The 20,799-nt window shown below is 69.9% G+C and carries 22 protein-coding genes; 9 read left to right on the forward strand and 13 right to left on the reverse strand.

Annotated features, from left to right (window positions below; genetic code table 11):
* Positions 1-309: 309 nt before the first annotated feature.
* Entirely contained in the window at positions 310-672 is a 363-nt protein-coding gene (locus ACZ63D_RS08010; protein ID WP_465353519.1) for a hypothetical protein, read from the forward strand.
* Positions 673-843: 171 nt separating this feature from the next.
* Here the strand turns inward: ACZ63D_RS08010 and ACZ63D_RS08015 are convergent, their stop codons facing one another.
* Together ACZ63D_RS08015 and ACZ63D_RS08020 are read right to left on the reverse strand one after the other, a co-directional pair.
* A complete protein-coding gene (locus ACZ63D_RS08015) occupies positions 844-2,178 on the reverse strand; it encodes a glycosyltransferase 87 family protein (protein ID WP_465353520.1) in 1,335 nt (444 codons plus the stop codon).
* A 53-nt stretch (positions 2,179-2,231) separates the two neighbouring features.
* The gene (locus ACZ63D_RS08020; RefSeq protein WP_465353521.1) at positions 2,232-3,083 is read right to left on the reverse strand and encodes a GGDEF domain-containing protein; all 852 of its coding nucleotides are present in this window, start codon (positions 3,081-3,083) and stop codon (positions 2,232-2,234) included.
* 256 nt (positions 3,084-3,339) lie between these two features.
* On the opposite strand from ACZ63D_RS08020, the gene ACZ63D_RS08025 reads away from it, so the two are divergent.
* From ACZ63D_RS08025 to ACZ63D_RS08040, 4 genes are read left to right on the forward strand one after another with little or no spacing between them, the layout of a single operon-like run.
* Positions 3,340-5,610: a sigma-70 family RNA polymerase sigma factor gene (locus ACZ63D_RS08025; RefSeq protein ID WP_465353522.1), complete on the forward strand. Its 2,271-nt coding sequence runs from the start codon at positions 3,340-3,342 to the stop codon at positions 5,608-5,610.
* A gap of 10 nt (positions 5,611-5,620) precedes the next feature.
* On the forward strand, positions 5,621-6,121 hold the full coding sequence (locus tag ACZ63D_RS08030; protein WP_465353523.1) for a GtrA family protein: 501 nt from the start codon (positions 5,621-5,623) through the stop codon (positions 6,119-6,121).
* Positions 6,122-6,158: 37 nt separating this feature from the next.
* Positions 6,159-6,683, forward strand: coding sequence for a GtrA family protein (locus tag ACZ63D_RS08035; protein WP_182894448.1), 525 nt, complete (start codon positions 6,159-6,161; stop codon positions 6,681-6,683).
* Positions 6,680-7,384 (forward strand): HAD family hydrolase, encoded by a 705-nt coding sequence (locus ACZ63D_RS08040; RefSeq protein WP_465353524.1) that lies wholly within the window; start codon positions 6,680-6,682, stop codon positions 7,382-7,384. The genes ACZ63D_RS08035 and ACZ63D_RS08040 overlap by 4 nt, the downstream gene beginning before the upstream one ends.
* Here ACZ63D_RS08040 and ACZ63D_RS08045 read toward each other — a convergent pair.
* Together ACZ63D_RS08045 and ACZ63D_RS08050 are read right to left on the reverse strand one after the other, a co-directional pair.
* A complete protein-coding gene (locus ACZ63D_RS08045; protein ID WP_465353726.1) occupies positions 7,308-8,591 on the reverse strand; it encodes an ATP-binding protein in 1,284 nt (427 codons plus the stop codon). The genes ACZ63D_RS08040 and ACZ63D_RS08045 overlap by 77 nt on opposite strands.
* 12 nt (positions 8,592-8,603) lie before the next feature.
* Positions 8,604-9,305 carry a response regulator transcription factor gene (locus ACZ63D_RS08050; RefSeq protein WP_009072764.1) on the reverse strand — a complete coding sequence of 234 codons (702 nt, stop codon included), beginning with the start codon at positions 9,303-9,305 and terminating at the stop codon, positions 8,604-8,606.
* Positions 9,306-9,347: 42 nt separating this feature from the next.
* Here ACZ63D_RS08050 and hisN point away from each other — a divergent pair, with 42 nt between their 5' ends.
* Positions 9,348-10,139, forward strand: a complete 792-nt coding sequence (gene hisN, locus ACZ63D_RS08055) for a histidinol-phosphatase (RefSeq protein ID WP_465353525.1) — start codon at positions 9,348-9,350, stop codon at positions 10,137-10,139.
* Here the strand turns inward: hisN and ACZ63D_RS08060 are convergent.
* From ACZ63D_RS08060 to ACZ63D_RS08085, 6 genes are all read right to left on the reverse strand, one after another.
* Positions 10,133-10,396: a hypothetical protein gene (locus tag ACZ63D_RS08060; RefSeq protein WP_465353526.1), complete on the reverse strand. Its 264-nt coding sequence runs from the start codon at positions 10,394-10,396 to the stop codon at positions 10,133-10,135. The genes hisN and ACZ63D_RS08060 overlap by 7 nt on opposite strands.
* Positions 10,393-11,193: a TNT domain-containing protein gene (locus ACZ63D_RS08065; protein ID WP_465353527.1), complete on the reverse strand. Its 801-nt coding sequence runs from the start codon at positions 11,191-11,193 to the stop codon at positions 10,393-10,395. The genes ACZ63D_RS08060 and ACZ63D_RS08065 overlap by 4 nt, the downstream gene beginning before the upstream one ends.
* A gap of 82 nt (positions 11,194-11,275) precedes the next feature.
* Positions 11,276-11,851, reverse strand: coding sequence for a GNAT family N-acetyltransferase (locus ACZ63D_RS08070; protein WP_465353528.1), 576 nt, complete (start codon positions 11,849-11,851; stop codon positions 11,276-11,278).
* A complete protein-coding gene (locus ACZ63D_RS08075) occupies positions 11,841-12,770 on the reverse strand; it encodes a hydroxymethylglutaryl-CoA lyase (protein WP_465353529.1) in 930 nt (309 codons plus the stop codon). Before ACZ63D_RS08075 ends, ACZ63D_RS08070 begins: the two co-directional genes overlap by 11 nt.
* 1 nt (position 12,771) lies before the next feature.
* Positions 12,772-13,347 (reverse strand): PH domain-containing protein, encoded by a 576-nt coding sequence (locus ACZ63D_RS08080; RefSeq protein ID WP_465353530.1) that lies wholly within the window; start codon positions 13,345-13,347, stop codon positions 12,772-12,774.
* A gap of 83 nt (positions 13,348-13,430) precedes the next feature.
* Entirely contained in the window at positions 13,431-14,240 is an 810-nt protein-coding gene (locus ACZ63D_RS08085; protein ID WP_465353531.1) for a biotin--[acetyl-CoA-carboxylase] ligase, read from the reverse strand.
* Between the two features lie 80 nt (positions 14,241-14,320).
* Between ACZ63D_RS08085 and ACZ63D_RS08090 the strand changes: the two genes are divergently transcribed.
* Positions 14,321-15,427 carry a C40 family peptidase gene (locus ACZ63D_RS08090; RefSeq protein ID WP_465353532.1) on the forward strand — a complete coding sequence of 369 codons (1,107 nt, stop codon included), beginning with the start codon at positions 14,321-14,323 and terminating at the stop codon, positions 15,425-15,427.
* 26 nt (positions 15,428-15,453) lie between these two features.
* On the opposite strand, the gene ACZ63D_RS08095 is transcribed toward ACZ63D_RS08090, so the two are convergent.
* Positions 15,454-15,783, reverse strand: a complete 330-nt coding sequence (locus ACZ63D_RS08095) for a nuclear transport factor 2 family protein (RefSeq protein ID WP_465353533.1) — start codon at positions 15,781-15,783, stop codon at positions 15,454-15,456.
* Between the two features lie 19 nt (positions 15,784-15,802).
* The gene (locus ACZ63D_RS08100; RefSeq protein WP_465353534.1) at positions 15,803-16,573 is read right to left on the reverse strand and encodes an SDR family oxidoreductase; all 771 of its coding nucleotides are present in this window, start codon (positions 16,571-16,573) and stop codon (positions 15,803-15,805) included.
* Positions 16,574-16,645: 72 nt separating this feature from the next.
* Here ACZ63D_RS08100 and ACZ63D_RS08105 point away from each other — a divergent pair, with 72 nt between their 5' ends.
* Positions 16,646-17,152: a winged helix-turn-helix transcriptional regulator gene (locus tag ACZ63D_RS08105; RefSeq protein WP_465353535.1), complete on the forward strand. Its 507-nt coding sequence runs from the start codon at positions 16,646-16,648 to the stop codon at positions 17,150-17,152.
* A gap of 157 nt (positions 17,153-17,309) precedes the next feature.
* Complete coding sequence (locus ACZ63D_RS08110; protein WP_465353536.1) at positions 17,310-17,837, forward strand: hypothetical protein; 528 nt, start codon at positions 17,310-17,312, stop codon at positions 17,835-17,837.
* Here ACZ63D_RS08110 and ACZ63D_RS08115 read toward each other — a convergent pair.
* Positions 17,797-20,736, reverse strand: coding sequence for a BTAD domain-containing putative transcriptional regulator (locus tag ACZ63D_RS08115; protein WP_465353537.1), 2,940 nt, complete (start codon positions 20,734-20,736; stop codon positions 17,797-17,799). The two genes, ACZ63D_RS08110 and ACZ63D_RS08115, sit on opposite strands and share 41 nt — an antisense overlap.
* Between the last annotated feature and the right edge of the window lie 63 nt (positions 20,737-20,799).

Below are 20,799 nucleotides of genomic sequence, written 5' to 3' on the forward strand. Positions count from 1 at the left end.
GCCTGGACGCACCCAGCGAACGCCCGAGGCAAAGGCGGGCACTGGCCGGGGCGAGATCGCCGAACGACTGGGATCCACGGACCGACCTCGGGAACCGGCCACGCCCGGACGAACCCGACGCCAGGGACCGGCCAAGCGGAGCGCCCCGGAGAACCGGTCGGGTCCGGGCACCCCCAGCGAACCGGCCGGGCCGCGCACCGGGCGAATCGGACTGGGGACAGCCATCCAACGGCACCTCGACCACCCAGCAGCCAACACCCCGGGAAGCCAAACCCCACCCCAAACCGCCCCCGGCAGGAGAATGGCCGGATGGACTCTGTCACCCTCCCGCGGCCGGTTCTGCACGCTCTCCGCCAAGCGAGTCTCCCCGGGGTGGCCACCGGGATGCTCACCGGCGCACCCCGGCCGCTGGCCTTTCCCCAGGGATTCGGCGACGTGCTCGCCTGGCTCTGGACCACCGACTCCCACTCGGCCGTGATTTACCTCGCCGAGCTGATGAAGCAGCTCCGCGAACGGCACCCGCTCGCCCAGGCCGTCACACCGCCGTATCGGTTCGACGAGTTGCTCGCCGCGGCTCGCGAATGTCTTCCGGACGACTTCGCGCACGCCGAATTGCTGATCCAGTACACCCGCACCGCGCTGGGCGACTTCTACGGCGGTTCAGCGGACTGACAAAGCACACTATTCGGTTGATCTGCCCGCATCACGCACCGGATCAGAACGATGGCCGTGCCCGCCCGCGAGCCGAGGCTCCGGACGGCCGCGTAACCACCGCGATCCAGACAGTAACCGCCGCCACCGACAAAAACCGCAAAAAGCCCTCTGGCCAGCTAAAAAGAGAGGCTAGGAAGGCTCCGGCTCCGCCCGGTTGCGAGCCCGCCGTTGCAACCCCCACCGCGCCGCCAGTGCGACGGCCAGCACCACCGGCGTCAGGATGTACGCGTCGCCGAGAATGTTCTGCCACACCTTCCAATGCAGCTCGACATTCCGCCCATTCGGCAAGATCAGCAACACGCAACTGACGAACACGAACGCCACCAGGAACGTGCCCAGCCACCGTTTCCAGGCGGTCGCGGGAGTGGTTTTCGGCAACCTGGACACCAGCAGCACGACCAGCGGCGCGACCCAGACCCAGTGGTGCGACCAGGAAATCGGCGAGATCAGCAGAATCCAGAACGCCGTGACGAGCAGTGCGGCCAGCGCCTGTCCGCGCCGGTGGAAGCGGAACATCAGCCACAGTGCCGGAATGGCCAGGACGAGACCGATTGCGGTCGCCGCGCTGGAGGCCCAGGGGGCGAGGTCCGTGGCGCGGTTCATCAGTGCGTTCAGCGACTGGTTGCCCGCCCAGTGCACGGGGCCGATGCGGCCGGTGTCGGGGAGCGTTTTGGTCCAGTATTTCCACGAATCGTGCGGGTTGATCAGGAATAGCAGCGCCTGCATCCCGACAAAAGTCGCCAGGCCGCGCAGGGCGTCTTTCCAGCGGCCGGTCACCAGCAGATGGCCGATGAACACGATCGGGGTCAGTTTGACCGCCGCGGCGAGGCCCACCAGCACTCCGCCCCAGCGGCTGCCGCGCGCGCAGATCACGAGCAGGTCCAGCAGGACCATCGCCATCAGGATCAGGTTGATCTGGCCGAGGAAGATCGTCCGCCACACCGGTTCGAAACCGAGGAAGACCAGGAAGAACACGATCGTCGACCGGGCGGGCGAGGCCCACCAGCGGGGGCCGTCGGCGGCCGGGCGGGGCAGGGCGCCGATCGCGATGCGGATCGACAGCGCGAGTGCGCCGAGCGAGACCACGGTCAGGAAACCCCAGGCCACCTGCACTGGCACTAGCGCGAGCGGCGCGAACAACAAGGCCGCGGTCGGCGGGTAGGTGAACGGCAGCAGGGCCCAGCCCGGTTCGGTGGGCAGGGTGTTCGCGTCGTAGAGGTTGTCCCCGCGCAGCAGTTGCAGCGCGCCCGCCCGGTAGACCGCGCTGTCCACGCCGAGGTTCCAGTCGTGCGTCCAGCCCCAGAACCCGATCGCGATCGCCAGCACCGGGAAAACGGCGAAGATCAGCATCGACCGCGGGCGCACGGACAGCCGTGCCAGAGATCGGCGGAGAGCCAGCCGGGGCTGCCCGGATCGATTCACCGGAGCTTCGCTGTCGGAAGCGGAGGGTACGGTCCTGGTCACCACACCAGGAAAGCACGAGTGCGGGAATGCTGGTCAGGAAGGGTGACCGGGGCTCAGCTGTGCGCCAATTCCGTCAGCAGCTCGCACGCGCGGTCGTGCGTCCCGGGCAACCGCACGGCCGAGACGAGCGGACGGGCGACGTCGCGCAGCTGTGGGTCCACGGATAGGCGTTCGTTGAGCGCCCTGCGCAGCGCGACTCCGCGCGTGGCCAGGCGTTCGTCGCGTTCGGCCAGCACCGCGACCGCGGACGGGCCGATCGTCGCGTAGCACTCGCCGGTGTCGAAGACGGCCCGGACGGCGTCCGCGGCGAGGATCATCGCGGTCAGCCGGGGCCAACCGGAGACCGACGTCAGGTCCAGCGACACGGTGAGCAGCACGTTCGCTTCGCTGGCACCGCCGCGGTAGATCTCGGCGAGCCGGGTTCGCAGGTACGCCGCGGACGGCAGGCCGGTGAGCGGGTCGGTGACCTCGGTGTGCACGAGCTGGTCGGTGGCGACGTCTGCCCAGGCCAGTGCGGTCAAGCGAAGCAGCCGTGCCGGAGTTGCGTCGACATCCGGCGCGACGAATCCGTCGACCGCATCCGGGTCGGCGAGCACCGCGTGCAGAGCGGCCAGGTCGGAGAGCGTTTCCGACAGGCCCGCCCCGGCCGCTGCCCGCGCCCGGCCCAGTCCGGCCAGCGCGTTTTCCGCGCCCGTCGAGCCGTGCCGGACCACCGCCGCGCACACCGCGTCGACTTCGGGCAGTGCCCAATCGCTCGGGAAACGCCAGCCGGCCGCGAGACTGGCTGTTCGCCAGCGAGCTCGCAATGCCCGCAAATGGCGGTCCCGCTCGAACCGCGCACGCGTCTCGTCCCCCGACGAGTCGCCTGCGGAGCCGAACCGCGCCCCGGTCGCCGGTACGTCCACCGAACCCCCAGCTCCTTCCGGTCCCTGTCGATCTTGTCCCCAATCACGGAGGGGACGCGCGGGGAGCGCGCTCGTGACGCGTTTTCCCCCGATCTTTTTCGCTTAATCCCCAGACGAGAAGGTGAAACCGCTGCGCCTACCGAGGCATGTGCCGGACCACGGCGTGACGAGTGTCGCCGCATCCGTCACACTTGGTGTGCGTTGTAGCGAGTAAGGCGCGTGGAGTCCGCCGCGCGCGCAGCCTTGAAGGAGCCCCGTGTCCACCGTTCCCGCCGATCTCTCCGGTAAGAGCGACGCCGAGCTGATCGCAGAGGTGCGCGCGGGAAAGATCGCGTCCTACGGTCCGCTCTACGAGCGGCACAGCGGGGCCGCGCACAACCTCGCCCGCCAGCTCGCGCGGTCCAGTTCGGAGGCCGACGACCTCGTGTCGGAGGCGTTTTCGAAGGTTTTGGACACGCTGCGTGGCGGGAAGGGCCCGGACAGCGCCTTCCGTGCGTATCTGCTTACCGCGCTGCGCCACACTGCGTATGACAAGACGCGCCGCGACCGCCGGATCGATCTCAACGAGGACATGACCGACGTCGGCGGCGCTGCCGGCGAGGCGCTCACCGTGCCGTTTTCCGACACCGCCGTCGCGGGCCTCGAGCGCACGATGGCCGCGAAAGCGTTCGCGCGGCTGCCGGAACGCTGGCAGGCGGTGCTGTGGCACACCGAGATCGAGCAGCAGAGCCCGGCCGAGGTCGCGCCACTGCTCGGGCTGACCGCGAACGGCGTCTCCGCGCTCGCGTACCGCGCCCGGGAAGGGCTTCGCCAGGCGTATCTGCAGGTCCACCTGCAGGAAACCAGTGCGGACCGCTGCCGGGCGACGGCCGACCGGCTCGGGGCCTGGACGCGCGACGGACTGTCCAAACGCGAGCGTTCCCAGGTGGAGAACCACCTCGACGAATGCGAAAAGTGCCGGGTGCTGGCGGCCGAATTGGCCGACGTCAACGGCAGCCTGCGCGCGATCATCGCCCCGATCGTTCTCGGTGGTGCCGCACTCGGCTACCTCGCCACGATCGGCGCGGCCAAGGCGAGCGCGGCCACTGCCGGTGCCGCCGCCGTCAGTGCGGGAGCCGCCGCGGCAGGCGGGGCCAAGGCGGGTGCGGCAGCCGCTGCTTCCGCGCCTCGTCAGTTCGCCGGGGTCGCCTTGTCCGGGGCGGCGATGGTGGCCGCCGTCGCGGTCGCGCTGGCCGCTGGCGGTGGGACGCAGACCATCCCGGCTGCTCAGCAGGCACCCGCGCCTCCGGCCGCCCCGGCCGCACCTGCGCCGCCGCCCGCTCCCCAAGCTCCTCCGGCCGCACCGCCCGCTCCCCCGGCACCGCCGCCTGCCCAGCCCGCACCCCCCGCTGTGCCGCCGCCCGCCGCACCTCCGGCGGCTCCGCCGGCGCAGCCGCCCGCCCCCAATCCGCCTCCCGCTCCGAAGCCGGACCTGTCCGCGGTCATGCCGCCGGGCGGGGTCGTCCTCCAGCCGGGCGGGAAGCCGGTCGCCTTGCCGATCACGGTGCGCAACAACGGAAACGCGGTGTCCGATCCGGTCCAGGCGACGCTGAACCTGCCGCAAGGCGTACGGGCCGTGCAGGCGAACGGCGGCGGCGCGGTCGGCACGTACTCCAGCGAAGCGGCCGCGCAGTCCGGGCCGATGCAGGTCGCGTGCCCGGGCGGCACGGGCACAGTCACGTGCAAGACCGGCAGCGGTTTGCAGCCGGGCCAGTCGGCTGTGCTGATGTTCCGGCTGGAGGCGGACGAGAACGCGACGGGCGGCGCGGTGACGGGAACGGTCACCGCGGGTGTTTCGGTGAAGGTCGAAGTCAATGTCCAGGTGAAGGTCAATCCTCCGAAGGACGCGCTGTCGCTGTCGGTCGACAAGCTCGGCCTTTGGTTCCATCCTGACCTCAGGGCCAACGTGCGGAACACCGGACAGAGCACGAAGCCCGTCACGATCACCTTCGACCACGGCACCACCTGGCAGCTCGGCTTGAAAAAGTTCAACTGCTCAACCAGCGAGACGAGCACGAGCTGCACCAGTGCCAAACCGCTCGCTCCGGGCGAGATGGCGTACCTCTTGGTGGAGGTGGACCGCAAGCCGTTCGACGGCCCGCTCACAATCACCGTCAACGCGTCGCTGGGCAGCGCCTCGGCCGCACCGGTGTCGGTGCCGCTCGGCTGCTGGTGGAACATGTGCCACGACCCGACGATCGGGCCGCTGTCGACCACGTCGGTTCCACTGCCGCCGACCTCGCCGACCACGACCTCGAAGAGCCACGCGCCGAGTTCGTCGAAGCACCACAAGCCCAGCGTCACCCCGCCGAGCACGCCGTCCTCCGATGACGAAGAGACCTCGGACCCGACGTCGAGCAGCCCGGCCGCGACCACGAGCGCGCCGCCGAACCCTGGTTCGAACGGCAAGCCGGGCAATCCCGGTAACCACGGCAAACGTCCGCCGTCGGTCGAACCCCGGGGGTTCTTCGGCTGGTTCACGGAGTAGCGTCCGCGAGGTGCGCGAACTCCTGGCGAAGCACCGTGAGCTGGCCCGTTTCGCCCTGGTCGGCGGCACGAGCTTCGTCATCACGATGACGATCACCTACGGCCTGAAATTCACCGTGCTGCGGACCCATCCGGTCACGGCGCTGATCGTCGGTGTGCTGATCGCCACGATCTTTTCCTACGTCGCGAACCGCGAATGGGCGTTCCGCACTCGTGGTGGCCGGGAACGCGCCCACGAGGCGACGTTGTTCTTCCTGATCAGCGGGGTCGCGCTCGGGCTGAACGCGTTGCCGCAGTGGGTTTCGCGCTACGTGCTGCAACTGCAGGCGCCGCACGTGAGCCTGGTCGGGCAGGAGGTCGCCGACTTCGTCAGCGGGATGATTCTCGGCACCCTGCTGGGGACGCTGTTCCGCTGGTGGGCGTTCAAAAAGTGGGTGTTCCCCACGGAGGGCGCCCGGCCGGAATCAGCGCGGAATGACAATCCGGATATTCCGGACCGTAAGGCCGCCTGAGACCTGGCGTGACCTCGAATTCTCTAGACTGCGTTACGTGACCGTCGTCGAAACCGTGCTCGCCCGCACGCCCGAGCCATTGCGCTCCGTGCTCGTGCGGCACCGGGAGCTGCTGAAGTTCGCGATCGTGGGCGGCACGACCTTCCTGGTCGACAACGGCGTCTGGTACCTGCTGAAGCTCAGCGTGCTGGAGTCGAAACCGACCACGGCGAAGGCGATCGCGATCATCGTCGCGACGATCGTGTCGTACGTGCTCAACCGCGAATGGTCGTTCCGCACCCGCGGCGGCCGGGAACGCGCCCACGAGGCGACGCTGTTCTTCCTGATCAGCGGGGTCGCGGTGGTGGTGAACCTCATTCCGCTGCTGATCTCGCGCTACTGGCTGCACCTGGAAGTGCCGCACGTGTCGCGGTTCGTGCAGGAGGTCGCGGACTTCGCGAGCGGGTCGATCATCGGCATGCTGCTGGCGATGGTGTTCCGGTTCTGGGGGTTCAAGAAGTGGGTGTTCCCGGACGAGCTGGGGGAACGGCGGAAGGACGGGGTGACCCGGCTTCCCCGGTGACGCGGCTGGCGCTGTTCGATCTGGACGACACGCTGACCGATCTCAGCGGTGCGTTTTCCCGCTGGGCCAGGGAATTCGCTACGCAGTACCGCCTTCCCGGTGACGCGGCGGATTGGCTGATCGCCGCGCGGCGCGAAGGGCCGATGGTCCGGTTTTTCGCCGAAGTCCGGCAGAAGTTCGGCTTGGCCGAGTCAGCGGGGCAGTTGTGGGCGAGCTACCGCGCGAGGATCCCGCAGCTGGTGCAGCTTTACCCGCACGCGTTGGAAGGGCTCGACGCCCTGCGCGCCGCCGGATGGCGAATCGGCATTGTCACCAATGGAATGCAGGACAACCAGCTGGCGAAGCTCCACCGCACCGGCCTCGCCAAAGCAGTTGACGGCTACTGCATTTCCGACACCGTCGGTCTGCGCAAACCCGATCCACGCATCTTCCATCTCGCCGCGCAAAACTGCGGAACCACGCTGACGCCCGACGATTGGGTCATCGGCGACAGCCCGAGCCTCGACATCGCAGGCGGGCACAACGCCGGACTGCGCACGCTCTGGATCAGCCACCACCGCACGTGGCCGCCTGGTCAACCGCCGCACCGCGTCGCTGCTGACCTGGCGGAAGCCGTCCAGATTCTCAGCGAGGAACCGGCTCGGCGGGCCATCGCACTTCGCCCACCTCGTCCGGGCGCGGCACCTTCAAAAACAGGCTGAAAATCGCCGGACGCTTATTCGACAATTCCAGCCGTCCGCCATCCGCCTCGACCAGAGCGCGCGCCAGGGCCAAACCCACCCCGGTCGAACCGCCACCGGAAAAACCGCGTTCGAAAATGTGCGGTGCGATGTCATCGGGCACCCCAGAGCCGGTGTCGGCGACCTCGATCACCACGGTTCCCTCCGCGTCGCCGCGGCGGGCGGACAGCGTGACCGTTCCCGCGCCATGGCGGAGGGCGTTGTCCAGCAGCACGCCGATCACCTCGCGCAGCCGCGCTGGGGTCACGCGCACCATCAAGCCGTCCGCGACCTTGAGTCGCAAATTCCGGCCCTCGACCCGCAGCAGCTGCCGCCATTCCTCCGCGACAGCGGGCAGCGTCACCGGCAGATCCACCGGCTCGGCGTCTACCTCGCGTGCGGCTCGGGCGGCGGCCAGCAGTTCATCCAAAGCCTGGGCGAGGCGGTCCGCCTGTTCCTGCGCTGCCCGGGACTCCTCGGCGACATCCGGGTCCTCGTGGCCAGTCAGCGGTTCCAATCGCAGTTGCAGCGCGGTCAACCGGCTGCGCAGCTGGTGCGAGACATCCCCGACCAGCTGCCGTTCCCGCTGCACGAGCTGCGCCAAGGCGGATCCCGACGTGTCCAGGGCCTCCGCGACCATGTCCAGCTCGGCCACGCGGTAACGGCTCGGATCGGGACGGAAATCGCCGCCGCCGAGGCGGGAGGCTCGGTCGGCGACGTGCCGGAGCGGTTTCGCCAGACGGCGCGCGGTCACGGTCGCCACCACGGTGCCGGTGCCGACCGAGAGCACCACCAGCAGCACGACCAGCAGCGTCACCTGCGTCTGCTTCGTGCGCACCGGACCGCTCGGGATCGCCAGCAGCACCGTGCCGCTGCGAGCGGTCGGCACCGATTCGACCACCGGGTCGGGGCCGGGGTTCGCGCCGAGGTGTTTTTCGCTGAAACCCTCGGCGCGCACGATCAGCATGCCGCCGTCGGGAACTCCGACCCGGAATTGCTCCAGGTCGATTTCCTGGCCGTTCGCGACCTGGGTGTCCACTGTCGCGGCGATGTTGCGCGCGCGTTCGGCCAGGCTTTCCCGGTTGAGGTTCTCCACCAGCCGCCACGCGGTGACGCCGAGCGGGATGCCCAGCACGGCCGCGGTGACCAGCACGGCGAGGAGGATCGCCAGCAGGATCCGGCGGCGCATGCTCATCGGCGGCTACTCGACATTGAACCGGAACCCGACGCCGCGCACGGTCGCGATGCGCCGTTCGGCGTCGGAATGCGCCGGTTTCGCCTGCCTGCCCGCCGCCTCGTCGGCGGCGACCGCGAGTTTGCGGCGCAGCCAGGACATGTGCATGTCGAGCGTCTTCGACGTCTTGGACTCGAGGTCGTTCCACACCTCGGCGAGGATCTCGTCGCGGCTGACGACCTGCCCGGCCCGGCTCATCAGCACGCGCAGCAGTTCGAACTCCTTGTTCGCCAGCTGCACCTCGTGCGAGTCCACAGTGACCAGTCGCGCGCCGAGGTCCATCCGGACGCCGCCTGCCTCCAGCACCTCCGGCACCCGGCGGCGCAACAGCGCGCGGATCCGCGCGAGCAGTTCGGCGAGCCGGAACGGCTTGGCCACGTAATCGTCCGCGCCCGCGTCGAGGCCGACGACGAAATCGACCTCGTCGGTGCGCGCGGTGAGCATCAGCACCGGCAGTTCGGTGCCGCTCGCGCGCAGTCTGCGGCACACCTCCAGCCCGTCCATCCCGGGCAGCCCGAGGTCGAGCACGAGCAGGTCGACCCGGTGCGCGGCGGTCGCGGCCAGCACCGCCGGCCCGTCGGTGACGACCTCGATCTCGTACCCCTCCCGGTGCAGCGCGCGGGACAGCGGCTCGGCGATGGCCGGATCGTCTTCGGCAAGTAGGACCATGCTCACCTGGCCAACCTTACGGCGAACGGGCGTGAAACCATCGTGACCGTGCCTGCCTACTCGGATGACCTCGCTCTCGCCACCCGGCTGGCGGACGCCGCCGACGCGCTGACCACTGCCCGTTTCCGTGCGCTCGACCTCGCGGTGTCCGCGAAACCGGACCGCACTCCGGTGACCGACGCCGACACCGCGGTCGAAGACGCGATCCGCGAAATCCTCGCCGCCGAGCGGCCTGGCGACACGGTCGCGGGCGAAGAACGCGGCGGCTCCGCGGGCAGCCAGGGCCGGGCGTGGGTGATCGATCCGATCGACGGGACCAAGAACTTCCTCCGTGGCGTCCCGGTCTGGGCGACGCTGATCGCTCTCGTCGAGGACGGCACGCCGGTGGTCGGCATGATCAGCGCACCGCTGCTGGGCCGGCGCTGGTGGGCGGCTCGCGGCGAAGGCGCGCACCTGCGCGACGCGGCGGGCGAACGACGGATGTCGGTGTCGAAGGTGGCGACGCTCGGCGACGCCTATCTGTCCACGACGGACTTGAACAGCTGGACCGAGTACCACTCCCGCGAGAAGTACCTCGCGCTCACCGAGGCGTGCTGGGAGTCCCGCGCGTTCGGCGATTTCTGGAGCCACTGCCTTGTCGCCGAGGGCGCGATGGATGTCGCGGCCGAGTGCGTCGTGAACCCGTGGGACGTCGCCGCCGCGCAGGTGATCGTCACCGAGGCGGGCGGCCGGTTCACCGATCTTTCCGGTGCGGAGACCTACGAGGGCGGCTCAGCGCTGTCCACGAACGGCCTCCTGCACGACGAGGCGCTGGCTGTTCTGCGCCGTCAGTGAGCGCCGGGCAGCACGCCGACCGCGCCGCGCGCCACCTGTGACCAGGTCAGCCTGCCGAAGAGGTAGTGGCAGGCGACCTGCTCGGAGGTGAACGCGGCCCAGTCGTAGCGGTTGCCCTGCTCGCGCCAGAACACTTCCCAGCCGCCGTCCGAGGTCGGCAGCAGGCACCACGTGTTGTCCGCCTCGCGGCCGATCGACACGACTTCCTCGGGCACTCCGATGACGTCGAGCCACTTCCGAATCGAGTGGGCGTTCATCGTGCCTCCCGCGTGACGTCGACCAAGAATCCCAGCGTGACCAGTTCGTCCGCGGAAAGCACCGCACGGTAGCGGATTCCGCCGCCCGGTCCGTCGAACCATTCCGCCGACGTGGCCTGCCATACCGGCATCGGCTTGGCCACGCGGTAGCGCCGGTAGCCGGAACGCAGTGCGGCGGGCGGCAAAGCCCGCTTCGCGAACGGCGTGCCGTCCGGCGCGAACACCCGGCCGTGGTCGCTGCCGAAGCGGTCCAGCGACGTGTTTTCCGGCAGTACCACCGGATTCGGCTCTTCGACGCAACCCTCCGCGGGCGGCCACACGTACTCGGCGCCGACTACGAACCGGCGCTCCCATTCAGGACCCTCCGGCGGCACATAGCCGTCGACGACCGCCGCGGGCGGCTCCGGATCCACCGGCGGCGCGGGCGAACGACGGAAGCCCTGCTTGACGTACCCGAGCACCGCGGTGTCGTCCAGCAACGCCGATTCCGGATGGTCGAACAGCGGACGCCGAGCAGCCCCGTCCGAGGGCAGCGGCAACTGCCGGTCCGGACGGTCCGCCGCCACCGGCAAATGCCCGAGCGGGAACATGTGCACCGCGAACAACGCCAGCACGCTTTCCCGGTCGGTGCGCGGAGAACCGACCGGCGGACGGCTTTGCGCGGGCAGCACTCCGGTCCCCGAGGGCGGGGTGGGCACCTCGTCGAAGCCGCGTTCAAGCAGCCCGCCGTACTGGGCGGGCACGCGCACCGGGCCGGTAGCGACGTCGGTGTCTGCCGGTTCGGGCTGGTCGGACACTGGCACCCTCTTCTCGGTCGTGCCGGCACCGGATCGGACGCTCCCCCGCACCAGAAGGTTCCGGGCGAGCGGGAAACCCACCTTATCGGGCGACGGTGATCCGCCGCCGCACCAACGCGCGGGCCAGGCCGCGCTTCTCTTCCACCTCGAACCCCGCGTCGGCGAACATGCCGATCGTGCCGTGGTAGAGGTCCGAAGACGACCGGGTCCCGGCCTCCACCGGATACCCCTCGACGCTCTCCGCGCCCTGCTCGGCCGCGTAGTCCACGGCAGCCCGCAGCAACGCCGTCGCCAGCCCGCGCCGACGGCCGCGCCGGTGGATGTAGAAGCAGGTCACCGACCAGACCACGCCGGGTTCATCGGACGCCATCACGCGCGACCGCGCCAGCCGCGGATTGTCCTTCCGCGGCGACACGGCCACCCAGCCGAGCGGTTCGCCGTCGACGATTGCCAAGAGCCCCAACGGTTTCCCGCCCTGAGCCTCAGCGCGAACGTGTTCCTTGCGGCCCTCGCGACCGGCTGCTTTGTAGTCCGGCCCGGTGAGCCGGAAGAACGAGCACCAGCAGCCGCCCTGCACCCCGCCCGGCCCGAAGAGCCGCTCGAACAACGGCCAGGTCTCCGCGTCGAGCGGGACGAATTCGGGAGCGTTATCCGGCAAGCGCGTTCACGACCCGCGAAGGCGACGGGCGGCCCAGCTGCCCGGCCATCCACACGCTGGTCTCCACGAGCTTGCCGAGGTCGACGCCGTGTTCCACGCCGAGCCCTTCCAGCAGCCAGACCAGATCCTCGGTCGCCAGGTTGCCGGTCGCCGACTCGGCGTACGGGCAGCCGCCGAGCCCGCCGGCCGACGAGTCCACAGTGGACACCCCGGCGCGCAGCGCGGCTTCGGTGTTGGCCAGCGCCTGGCCGTAGGTGTCGTGGAAGTGCACGGCCAGCGCCGACGTGTCGCCGAACGCCTCGATCAGCCGGGTGACCTGGTTCGTGGTCGCGACGCCGATGGTGTCGCCGAGCGAAAGCTGCGAGCAGCCGAAGTCGAGCAGCCGCTTGCCCGCCCGCACGACCTGCTGCACGTCGACCACGCCCTCCCACGGGTCGCCGAAGCACATCGACAGGTAGCCGCGGACCTCGAGCCCCTCCTTGCGGGCCCGCGTGACGACCGGTTCGAACATGCCGAACTGGTCGTCGAAGGTCGAGTTCAGGTTGCGCTGGGCGAAGGTCTCGGTAGCGCTGGCGAAGATCGCGATGTGGTCAACGCCCGCGTCGAGCGCGCGGTTGAGGCCGCGGTCGTTCGGCACCAGCACCGGGTAGCGGACGCCGTCGTGGCGGTCGAGCCCGGCGAGCAGCTGTTCGGCGTCGGCGAGCTGCGGTACCCACTTCGGGTGCACGAAGCTGGTCGCCTCGAGCGTGGTCAGCCCGGAGCCGGCGAGGCGGTCCAGGAATTCGAGCTTGACCTCGACCGGCACGACCGAGCTTTCGTTCTGCAGCCCGTCGCGCGCCCCGACCTCCCAGATCTCGACCCGCGGCGGCAGCCCGCCCGCGGGGACCCGTTCCGGCAGGCCGACCTCTCGAGCACCCACGTCAGCGTCTCCTTCCGCGCGGTTCCCGGCCGCGCGGGGGCAGAGGTTCGGTGTCCTGCGGACCGGGCGCGCCGTGGTAGTCGTCGTAGGGATTGTCGTTGACTTCGCGGTAAATGACCGTGTGCACGTGCTCGACGTGGGGAATGTCATCGAAGCGCAGCGGCTCGTCCGAGGCCGACTCGATGATGAGCGTGCCGCAGCCGAAGATCCGGTCGAGCAGGCCGTGCTCGAACTGCACGCTGTTGATCCGCGACAGCGGGATGTCGATGCCGGTGCGCTTGAGCACGCCCTCGCGCGCGATCAGCCGGTCGGTGGTCACGATGAAATGCGTCGTGCGCCAGCGGACCAGCGGCGAGAGGAACAGCCACACGACGAAGATCAGCGCCACCACGGCGACCGCGATCATCGTGATGTTGTTCCACGGCCCGGCGAAGTCCTTGGCGACCACGAGCAGCCACACCGCCGCGCCGACGGTGATCACGAACGCCAGGAACGGGAAGATCAGCATCTTGAAATGCGGGTGGCTGTGCACCACCACGCGTTCGTTCTGGCTGAGCAAATCGTCCGGATAGGCCACGGCGGGCGCTCCCCTGCGAATGTGTGCCGATGTGGTGGATCCACCGTACCGGCGCGAGCCTCGCGCGGGCGCGCCCGTTCCGGTCAAGCCGGGCGGACGTGCACCACATCACCGGCGAAAACAGTCAGCCTCCGCCCGTCGGGGACGTCGACCTGCAACTGGCCGGACGCGTCCAGGTCCGCGGCGCGGCCGGTGAGCGTCGACCCGTCCGGCAGTTGCACCTGGACGTCCTGGCCGAGCGTCGCGCACCGGGCGCGGTAGTCGCCGAGCAAACCGGCTTCGGTGAGGTCTCCGCCCGCAGTGCGCCAGCGGCGTTCGAGGTCGTCGAACCTGGTCAGCAGGCCGAGCGCGACCTCGGTGCGGTCGGTGGTCGTCGCGCCCTGTTCGGCGAGCGAGGTCGCGGGCAGCCCGCCCGGGCCAGCGGGAACGTCGTCGCCGAGCGGCAGGACGTTCAGCCCGATACCGAGCACGACGGCCGCGTCCTCGGTGCCGACAGCCTCCGCGAGGATGCCCGCGCACTTCGCCCGCTCGGGTCCGGCGAGCACGTCGTTAGGCCATTTGAGGGCGACGTCGACGCCCAGATCGGTGGCGAGCGCGTGCACCGCGAGCCCGGCTACCACGGAAAGCGAACCGAGCGCGGAGAACGGCACCCCCGCCGGGCGCAACGCGATGCTCAGGTACAGCCCGGCTCCCTTCGGCGAACTCCACGAACGAGCCCGCCGGCCCACACCGGCGGTTTGGTGTTCGGCCAGCAGAACGGTCCGGTCCGCCGCGCCCGCGACGAGGGCTTCCCGCAGGTCAGCGTTGGTGGAACCGGTCGTCTCCACGACGTCGAGGCGGGCGTAGCGGCCGCCGAGTCCGTCCCGCAGCCGCGCCGCGTCGAGTTCAGCCATATGCCCACAATATGAGAGTCCCCCTAACGTGCAAGCCGTTCGCTCGTTAGGCAGAGGTGCGCTCTTCTAGATTGGACGCCGTGCCGCCGGAGAACCCCACCGCCGCGCCGCCGAAGCCCACCTGGGCTCGCGGCGCGCTGTATCGCGGGCTCGTGGCGTTGCCGCTGGTCGCCGGGCTCGCCACCGCGGGCTGGCTGGTGGCCGGACGCGACCAGCCCGCTCCCGTTCCGGCGCAGGCCGCGCTCACCGCGCCCACGCAGCCGACGCAGACCGTCAGCGGGCCTTCGGTGCTGCAGGCGAGCGCACCGGTGCAAGCTCAGGAACCGGCGCAGGGCGCGGCAGGCGGAGGCGGTGGCCCGGCCCCGTTGCAGAAGTGGGCCGATTCGCTCGCCGGGCCGCTGGACATCCCGGCTCCCGCGCTGCTCGGGTACGCCAATGGCGAGCTGACCATGCGCAAGGAGCGTCCGGACTGCCACCTGTCGTGGGTCACCCTGGCGGGCCTCGGCGTCGCGGGCAACAACCACGGCCGCGGCACCGGTGAGCCGATGGGGCTTTCGACGCAGCAGTGGAAGAAGTACGGCGCGCAGATCCCGGGCATCGCGAACCCTGCGCTGACCGACCCGTCGGCCGCGTCCGTCGCCGCGGGCCGCGCACTGTGCGCGAGCGGCGTCGACTTGTCGGCGGGCAATGGCTGGTGGAAAGCCGTGGCCGGGTATCAGAACGGCAGCGGGATGGAGCTGTTCCGGCAGCGAGTGCTCGGCTACGCCCAGCTGTACGCGACGCTTTCCCTCGACCCGGCGAAGTCCAACGCGCCTTCGGTGCACGCCGCGCGCTTCGCTCTCGGGCAGCTCGGCCTGCCGTACGTGTGGGGCGGCAATGGCCCCGACGCGGGTGCGGCCGGATTCGACTGCTCGGGTCTCACCAAGGCGTCTTACGACAGTGCCGGGGTTTCCTTGCCGCGCACGGCGGACAGCCAGTTCCGTTCGGTGCCGCCGGTTCCGGGCGGGCAGGAACCGCAGCTGGGCGATCTCGTCTTTTACGGCAGCCCCGCACACATTCACCACGTGGGGCTGTATCTGGGGAATGGCCTGATGATCAACGCGCCGACCGAGGGGCAGGCGATTCAGATCCACACGTTCCACCGGCCCGGCGACGACTACGCCGGGGCGGGGCATCCGGCGAACTGACGCCGGAGCTGCCGCGGTTGGTCGGTTCAGGGCCGGATGCGCAGGACCTTCACCTGGTCGTCGTCGAACTGCTCGAAGCGAAACTTGAGTCCGGGGAACGGGCTGCCGGGGAAATCTCCGGTGATCGTGCACGTCACGACCACCCCCTCGGCGGCCGGTTCGACGCCGGTGATCGCGTACTCGACTCGAGGAACCTCGGTGCGCCAGCCGCGAATGGCGTCGATTCCCGCGTACTCCTTGCCTTCGTCCTCGACGAGAGCGTCGTCGGCGAACAGCGCGAAGTACTTCTCGGTGTCCTTGGCGGGGGCAAGTTCGAAATAGCGCCGGACAATCCGGGGGACGGCAGTGGTGGTCATCCTGGTTCTCCTGTTCGGGTCAGACAGTGGGGACGGTGCCGCCGTCGATGACGTACTCGGCGCCGGTGATGGCCGAGGCCCGGTCCGACACGAGGAAAGCCACCAGTTCGGCGATTTCCCCGGGTTCGGCCGGGCGACCCAGCGGGATACCGCCCAGCGAATCCATGAGAGAGGTCAGCGCGGCCTCGGCACTGATGCCGCGGCCCTCAGCGATCCGCGCGATCAAGGCGTCGGCCGCACCGGTCCGGATGAACCCCGGCGATACGGTGTTGACCCGCACGCCCTTGGGGGCGACTTCGTTCGAGAGTCCCTTGCTGTACGTCGTCAACGCCGCCTTCGCCGCGGCGTATCCCAACGTGCCGTCGTAGAGCGGCATCGTGCGCTGGATCGAGGACACGTGCACGACGGCGCCCTTGCCGCGTTCGACCATCAGCGGGGTCAGGCCGCGGTCGAGCCGCACGGCGCTGAGCAGGTTGAGGTTCAGTTCCTCAGCCCAGTCTTTGTCGGACAACGCGGCGAAACCGCCTGAGGGAGCGCGAGAACCGCCGACGACGTGCACGAGGATGTCCACGCCTCCGTCGGCCACCACCGCGGCGACTACCGCTTCGGTGCCCTCGACGGTCGAGATGTCCGCGGCGATGAAGGGCTCCGGGCAGTGCTCGGGTTTGCTCCGCGCGGTGACGATCACGGTGGCTCCCGCTTCGCGCAGCCGTTCCGCGACAGCCGCGCCCGCCCCCTTCGTCCCGCCCGTGACCAGGGCGCGCTTGCCCAGCAAACATCCATCGGTCACGCCCAGCCCCCTGACTGCTAAAATAGAACCCAGTGACTTCGACATTAGCAGTGACCGGAAGGGCGGACAACCATGGCACCCAAGATCAGGCCGGAGGACCGCGAATGTCCGCTGTCCACGGCACTGAGCTACGTCGGCGAATGGTGGACGCTGCTGCTTCTGCACGACTGCTTCGACGGCTACAGCCGGTTCGACCAGTTCCAGGCCAATCTGAAGATCTCCACCAGCATGCTCACCAGCAGGCTCAAATCGCTCGTGGAGAACGGACTGCTGGAGAAGAAGCCTTACCAGAGCAATCCGGTCCGATACGAGTACCTGCTCACCGACCTCGGCCGGTCGCTGCGGCCCGTGATCGTCGCGCTCGCCGCTTGGGGTAACTCCCGGCTCGACCCGTCCGAGCGCAGCATGATCCTGGTCGACGCGGCGACCGGGAACGAGGTGGAGCCCGTCCTGGTCGACCAGTCGACCGGACGACGCGTGGACGGCGACGATTTCGTCTTCACTGCCGGACCCGCCGCCAGCGCCCCCTTCCGCGAGCGCTACCTCCGCGTCGGTCGTCGAAGCGAGGTGCGCGAGTAGCCCGGCAGCGGGACGTCCGGATCGATGAACGACTCCACGCGGGGAAGATCAGCACCCGCGCAAGTCGCCTATGCCGCGGCAACGTTCCTGTTTCCGCACGAAGCACCCGTCTGTCGCTTATGCTCCGGAGCATTCTTCCTGACGGGAAAGGCACGCCATGTCCGCTCGCATCCTCCCCTTTCTCGCCGTGGGCGCTGCCCTGCTGATCTCCAGCTGCTCCGGCGAAAGCGGCGGCACCGCGTCTCCGGCTCCAGCCCCCTCGACCACGGCCGCACCCACGTCGTCCTCGGCGGCACAGCCGTCGACCTCCGCGGCACCGTCGTCGTCAGCCGCGGCGGAGACGTCTGACGGGGACGCGGTCGAGCGGTACGAAGCCTTCATGCACGCGGCGGGCAGGCAGGATCTCGCGACGGTCTGCGAGATCGCCGGCCCGGCCGCCAAGAAGGCGGAGGACCAGGGCATGGGGCCGTGCGAGAAGACGATGCCGCTGGCGTTTCAGCTGATCTCTCCCACGCAGAAGAAGGCTTTGCAGACCGCCACGGTCGACCGCTCCAAGATCAAAGAGGGGGCCAAGCGGGTCGAGATTCCGGCGCGCGCGGTGAAGGCTTCCGTCAAGTTCACCGACAGCGACCTCGGCGACGCGGTTATGGAGAATCGCGGCGGGAAGTGGTACGTAGTCGACTGAGCGCCGCCTCGACCCACTGCGAGGCACCGGCGCGGCGGGCCACTTCGGCGGCCTTGCGATAGTGCTCGCCGGGCGGCAGCCCCAGCCGGACGGCCAGCTCGCCAAGGTAATAGGCGACCGGACCGAGCGTCACCACGCCGGAACCGGCGCCGGCCAGTTCGTTTTCCGCGGGAGCCAGCCGGGCGTACAGCTCGTGTGCGTCCCCGGTCGACCAGGTGAGGCACGCGCGCAGTTCCAGGAACAGATCCGGGCGGTCCCGCGGCACCGTGAAGTCCATTGTGGACTCCAGGCCGTGCTGGACGTAGAGGCAATGCCGGGCCAGCGGCAGCAGTCCACGGTCCACTCCGGACATTCCGCTGCCGGACAACCGGGCCGCGGCACTGCGGTAGGCGGCTTCCGCGGCGGCGACCGGACCGGTGACGGCCAAGCGGAGCGCGCGGTACCAGTCGGTGAACACGCTGACGAGCGGCAGGTCGTACTGCTCCCCCAGCCGATCCGCTGCGGCCGCGTGGGTGTCCGCGGCTGCGAAGTCAGCGAGCGCTGAGCAGGCCTGCATCAACACCAGGTGCCCGAGCACCTCGAAGGTCACCAACCGGTGCCGGGCAGCCAGTTCGACCAGTTCCTCGCCAATCCGGGCGCGTTCCGGGGCCAGGCCAGCGCGGGTGAAAGTCTGCGTCCAGCGGGCGTTCAACGCCAACGCCAACAGAGCTGGATCACCGGCGGCGCGTGCCAGTTTTTCCGCTTCGACGGCCGCGTCGTACGCGCGTTGACCGCCTTCGTTCCGCAGTTCCAGCGCGATGGTCGCCAGCAGCCGGGCGCGGATGAGCGGATCGTCGGTGTGGACGCGTTCGGCGGCGTCGGCGATGCGTCGCGCCAGCGCGGGGTCGTCGTTCTCGGTCCAGATCCCGGGGACGTCGAAGGCGGTCAAAACCCGGATGGTCAAAGCGGAATCGTCGCCGGCCAGGTCCAGGGCTTCGGCGCGGTAGCGGCGCGCGGCGGCCAAGGAGCCGGTGAACGCGGACGTCCGGGCGAGTCCCATCAGCAATTCCACCGTACGCGGACCCTGTGCCAAAGCGGCTTGCCAGAGCCGAAGTGCTTCGTGGGGCGCGAAATCCCGTTCGGCTCGTTCCGCGGCGGCCTGCGCGTAGGCGGTGCCGCGGTCGTCCCCGGCGAGCAGGAAGTGATGGGCCAGCAGGGAAATCTCCGACGGCCGACGGCTGGCCAAGGTCTCGCCGACTTCACGGTGTAGCTGCGCGCGCCGAGCCAAGGAAAGGTCGTCGTAGACGGCATCGCGGACCAGCGAGTGCGCGAACCGGAACGCTCTCGGCCCGCTTTCGACCAGAAAACCCGCCTGTACAGCGGTTTCCAGCTCATCAAGGACGTCGCCGAGCAGGCCGAGGTCGACGTCCGCGCCGATCACCGCGGCCTTCCCGAGCACCGCACGCACGTGGTCGGGCAGCGCGGCGATCCGGTTCCGGACGACGTCGCGTACTCCGTCTGGAAGGTCGCCTTCGGCATCCAGCGCGCGGGCGAGTTCCTTGACGAAGAACGGGTTTCCGCCAGACCGCCGGTGAATCACCGCAGCAGACTCGGAACCCACCAGCTCAGCAACCGCCTCGACCGAAAGCCCGCCCAGATACAGCCGGACCGGGTCCGCGCGCGCGAGCCTGCCTAACGCTGCGGTGAGTTCGGCAGAGACTTCGGTGGTCCGATACGTCGCGATCAACAGCACCGGAGCCGCGGTCATCGACGTCAGCAGTGCCAGGGTTTCCTCGCCTGCCCAATGCAAATCGTCCAGCACGAGCAGCAGCGGACCCCGGCGCGCCACGTCGGCGATCCGCGCGGTCATCGCCTGATGCCATTCGAATCGCGCTACCGCCGGATCGCCGCCCGTCGCTCGCGGCGGAACAGGTTCGCCCAGCGCGGCGAGAATCCGCGTCCACGGCCAGGCGGGCGGGACCCCGGCACCGTCCGGGTTCGGACCCCACGCGGTAGTCCAGCCCAGCCGCGCGGCGAATTCCTCGACCAGCGCCGTCTTGCCCGCTCCCGCCTCGCCGGACACCAGCACGAGCCGGAATCGCTTGCGGTCCGCCACTTCCGCCGCGACCTCGGCGAGCCGCGCCAGTTCCGCGTCCCGCCCGGCCAGCCAACCGGGAACGGCCGGCGCCAGCCGCGGGGCCTGCGCGAGGATGTCCTGCTCCACCTGCCGCAACGCCGGACCGGGGTCGACTCCCAGCTCCGCCGCCAGCCCGGCTCGCGCGCGACGCAGCGCGGCAAGCGCGTCACCCTGGCGTCCGGCGCGGTACAGCGCGAGCGCGAGCAGCCGCCACGCTTCCTCGCGCAGCGGATGAGCGTCCACAAGGGACTCCAGATCCGGCACCGCTTCGGCGGCTCGCCCGAGATCCAGCAGACCAGCCGCCCGACGTTCCAGCGCGAGCAAGCGAAGTTCGTCCAGCCGGGCCCGTTCGGCACGCGCCCACGGCTCGTCGGCGAACTCCGCGTACGGTTCGCCGCGCCACCAGCCGAGCGCCTCGTCCAGCTGCGCGACCGACGGCGTCCCCCGCAGCAACGCCTCGAACCGCCACGCGTCGACCTGCTCCGGTTCAGCACGCAACGCATACCCCGGCCCGGCGGTGACCAGCAGCTTCGCAGGCGTCCGCGGCGGCCGGTCCGGTTCGAGCGAACGCCGCAACGCGCCGACGAACGTCTGCACCGCGCCCACGGCACCCTCCCGCGGCGCTCCCCACAACGCGTCGACCAGCGCGTCCGTCGAAACCACCTGCCCGCGGGCGACGAGCAGGCGCGCGAGCACGGCGCGATGCCGCGGCCCGGGCAGCGCAACCGGCCCGCGCGCGTCGTAGGCCGCCAACGGGCCGAGCACCGAGAACGAGATGGTCATCGCTTCCGTACTGTAATCAGCTCGGTCGTTGCTGATCGGTTGCTGATCGGCCCGGCGCACGCT

Source organism: Amycolatopsis sp. NPDC104775 (genome assembly GCF_055583325.1).